The sequence below is a fragment of the Chamaesiphon polymorphus CCALA 037 genome (assembly GCF_003003845.1).
Classification (GTDB): Bacteria; Cyanobacteriota; Cyanobacteriia; order Cyanobacteriales; family Chamaesiphonaceae; genus Chamaesiphon; species Chamaesiphon polymorphus.
On record NZ_PVWO01000506.1, the window covers coordinates 1 to 4070 of the forward strand.

Below are 4070 nucleotides of genomic sequence, written 5' to 3' on the forward strand. Positions count from 1 at the left end.
ACATCACGTAATGCAACAATACAGCAGCTAGCACAACAAGAAGTCATTACCCCATTTGACTTAGAGACCACACCGTTAATCCGAGCTAGTTTACTCTTGCTATCGGCAACAGAGCAGGTGTTGTTGCTAGCCATGCACCATATTATTTCCGATGGGTGGTCGATTGGGGTGTTAATTCAAGAACTAGCAGTTCTCTATCCAGCTTTCTGTGCTGGAGCACCTTCACCGTTGCCAGAATTAGCCATTCAGTATGCCGACTTTGCACTGTGGCAGCGAAAATACCTCAGTGGTCAAATCCTTGAGGCTCAACTCAATTACTGGCAGCAACAATTGCAGGATGCACCAGAATTATTGCAGCTACCGACTGACCGACCTCGTCCTCATATCCAAACTTACCGAGGTAAATCGCAAAGCTTTCCGATAAGTATCGAGCTGAGCGATCGGTTGCAGTCCCTGTCTCGGGAGTCGGGCACAACGTTGTTCATGACTCTGGCAGCCGCGTTCTCAACTTTACTCTATCGTTACAGCGGTCAGTCCGATCTGGTGCTGGGTTCCTCGATCGCCAATCGCAATCGGCGTGAAATTGAGCCATTAATTGGCTTTTTTGTGAATGCTTTAGTCTTGAGAGTCCGGTTTGAAGACAATCCCAGTTTTGCCCAATTGCTAACTCAAGTCAGGGAGACCACACTCCAAGCCTACGAGCATCAGGATGTACCCTTCGAGCAGGTAGTTGAGGCTTTAAAGCCGCAACGGTCGCTGAGTCATTCACCACTATTTCAGGTGATGTTTGTACTCCAAAATGCACCGATGGATGACTTAGCAGTAACGGATGTGACTTTGAGTCCTTTCCATCAAGACAGCACCACTGCTAAGTTCGATCTCACACTATCGATGTCGGAAACACCTGAAGGGTTAGTGGGTGATTGGGAATACAACACCGACTTATTCGATGCTGCAACCATCGAGCGGATGGCGGGTCATTTCCACAATTTGTTGTCAGCAATTGTCTCCAATCCTCAACAACCAGTTGATGAATTACCCTTGTTGAGTCAATCAGAGCGACAGCAGTTATTGGTGGAGTGGAATCAGACAGCAAGTCAATATCCTGACGATAAATGTATCCATCACTTATTTGAGGCGCAGGTTGAGAAAACACCTGATGCTGTAGCTGTTGTCTTTGAAGATGAGCAATTAACTTACCAACAGTTGAATCAACGGGCTAATCAATTAGCTCATTACTTACAAGGTTTGGGTGTCAAACCCGAAGTCTTGGTAGGCATTTGTGTCGAACGTTCGCTGGCGATGGTGGTAGGACTGTTGGGGATTCTTAAAGCTGGTGGGGCTTATGTGCCACTAGACCCCAGCTATCCTGCCGCGCGGTTGAGTTACATGTTGACTGATGCTGGTGTGGAAGTATTGTTAACTCAACACGACATCTTGGCATCATTGCCTGCACATTCAGCACGTCTGGTGTGTTTGGATACCGATTGGGACTCAATTGCCCGCGCGAGTGATACTAATCTCTCTTCTGGTGTCGCTACAGCTAATTTGGCTTATATTATCTATACTTCTGGTTCTACTGGTCTGCCTAAGGGCGTCCAAATCGAACATCAAAATGTGGTGAGTTTGTTTGCCGCAACTCAATCTTGGTATCACTTCAACGCCAATGATGTTTGGACTAATTTTCACTCCTTTGCTTTTGACTTTTCTGTCTGGGAAATTTGGGGTGCATTGTCTTCTGGAGGACGGCTTGTCGTTGTCCCCTATTGGATTAGTCGAGATCCTGAATCCTTCTACGACTTGCTCTGCTCAGAAAATATCACCGTACTCAATCAGACTCCGTCTGCTTTCTACCAACTAATTCTCATCGCTCAATCCGAACGCCCAAAATTACAATTAAATCTACGGCTAGTTATTTTTGGCGGAGAAGCACTAGATTTCCAAAGTTTAAAACCGTGGTTCGATCGATATGGGGATAAAAGTCCTCAGTTAGTAAACATGTATGGAATCACTGAAATGACCGTGCATGTTACCTATCACGCTCTGGACGTCAGCGATTTGGACAGCATTAATAGTGTAATTGGCCGTCCAATTCCTGGGTTGAAAGTGTATATCCTTGATGACAAACTTCAACCAACACCAATTGGAATTAAAGGACAAATGTATGTTAGTGGATATGGTTTAGCCCGTGGCTATCTCAACCGTCCCGACTTGACCGCCGCGAAATTTATCTCCGATCCTTTCTCACCGGAGGATGCCACCTCTCGCCTATACAAAACGGGCGATCTAGCCCGTTACTTACCAGATGGAAATATTGAATTTCTCGGTCGCATCGATAATCAAGTTAAGATTCGGGGCTTTCGGATTGAGTTGGGTGAAATTGAAGCCGTCTTGAGTACTCATCCTCAAGTTCGACAAGCTGTGGCGATCGACACTGAGGATAGTTCTGGCAATAAACGTCTTGTTGCTTATGTAACTTTTGAGCCAAAAAATCAAGTCCGAGTGGAAAGTGAGTTGCAGTTATTGCAGATCGAACAATGGCAGCAGCTATACGAAAATGTATATAGTGAATCAGTTGAAATTGAAGGATATCAATACAACACTGTTGGGTGGAAAAGTAGTTATACAGGCCAGCAGATACCTCAAGATCAGATGCATCAATGGGTAGATTCTACAGTTGAGAGAATTCTGGAATTACAACCTCAACATGTCTTAGAGGTAGGCTGTGGTACCGGGATGTTGCTGCTCCAACTTGCGCCTCATTGCTTGACTTACTGTGGTACTGATATTTCTCAGGTAGCTTTAGATTATATCGATCGGCAAATCAATAAAATCGAAGCTGATTGTCTAGATCTAAAATTAATCAATAAACCCGCACATGATTTTACCGCCATCGAACAATACAAATTCGATACCGTTATCATCAACTCAGTCATCCAATATTTCCCGAGTATCGATTATCTAGTAGAAGTCGTAAGAGGGGCGATCGATACATTGGGGACAGGAGGTGCTATTTTTATTGGTGATATTCGTAGCTTGCCATTATTAGAAACATTTTATACAGCAACTAAATTCGAGTGTGCTTTAGATTCTACAACTGTCGCTCAACTCAAGCAAAACATCAAGAATGCTTACAACCAGGAAGAAGAATTAGTCATAGATCCAGAATTCTTCTTTGCTTTAAAACAGCATTTTCCACAAATCAAACATGTTCGAGTTCAATTAAAACCTGGCAATTACCATAACGAGCTAACCAAGTTCCGTTATGATGTCATTCTTTATGTCGGCGATACTGTTTTTGAGACGATCGAACCTGAATGGTTGAACTATCACAGTGATAATTTAAATTTAGCAGGGATCGAACAAATTCTACTAAATAAGCAGCCAGAAGCTATCGGTATTAAACATATACCAAATGCTCGTTTGCAAAAAGAAGTCGCACTGGTCAGTCTACTTGCTAACTCAGACGATCGAGAAACTATCGGTCAATTACGCAACACATTACAGCAGCAAGAACAAGTTGGCTTGGAACCAGAAAATTTATGGGGTTTGAGCGATCGATTCCCTTATACAGTAGATATTAATTGGTCTAGTACTGGTGGGAATGGTTGTTACGATGCTATCTCGATCGGGAATAAATCTAAGGTTGGTTCTGCAAGGATATTTCCTAAAGTAGAAATAAATAATGAAGTCAAAGCTTGGAGTAACTATGCCAACAATCCCTTAAAGCAGGAATCAAATCGTCATCTAGCTTCGCAGTTACATGATTTTATCGAGCAAAGGCTACCAGAATATATGGTGCCTTCGGCGATCGTCACTTTAGACTCTATCCCATTAACCCCGAACGGTAAAGTAGACCGTAAGGCATTACCGACTCCCGATGGTGAAATCTTGCGGACGCATGAATATGTAGAACCAAGTACTCCTAATGAAGAACTAATTGCCAACATCTTCGCTTCAATCTTGGGAATAGAGAGAGTGGGTATCCACGATAACTTCTTTGAATTGGGCGGACACTCGCTACTAGCCACTCAATTAATTTCACAACTGAGAGTAGCTTTTTCAATTGA

1 protein-coding gene is annotated in these 4070 nt (G+C 43.4%); it reads left to right on the forward strand.

Annotated elements, in window-relative coordinates; genetic code table 11:
- Window positions 1–4070 (forward strand): non-ribosomal peptide synthetase (locus C7B77_RS25350; RefSeq protein ID WP_106311496.1); only part of this gene is annotated, 4070 nt, incomplete at both ends.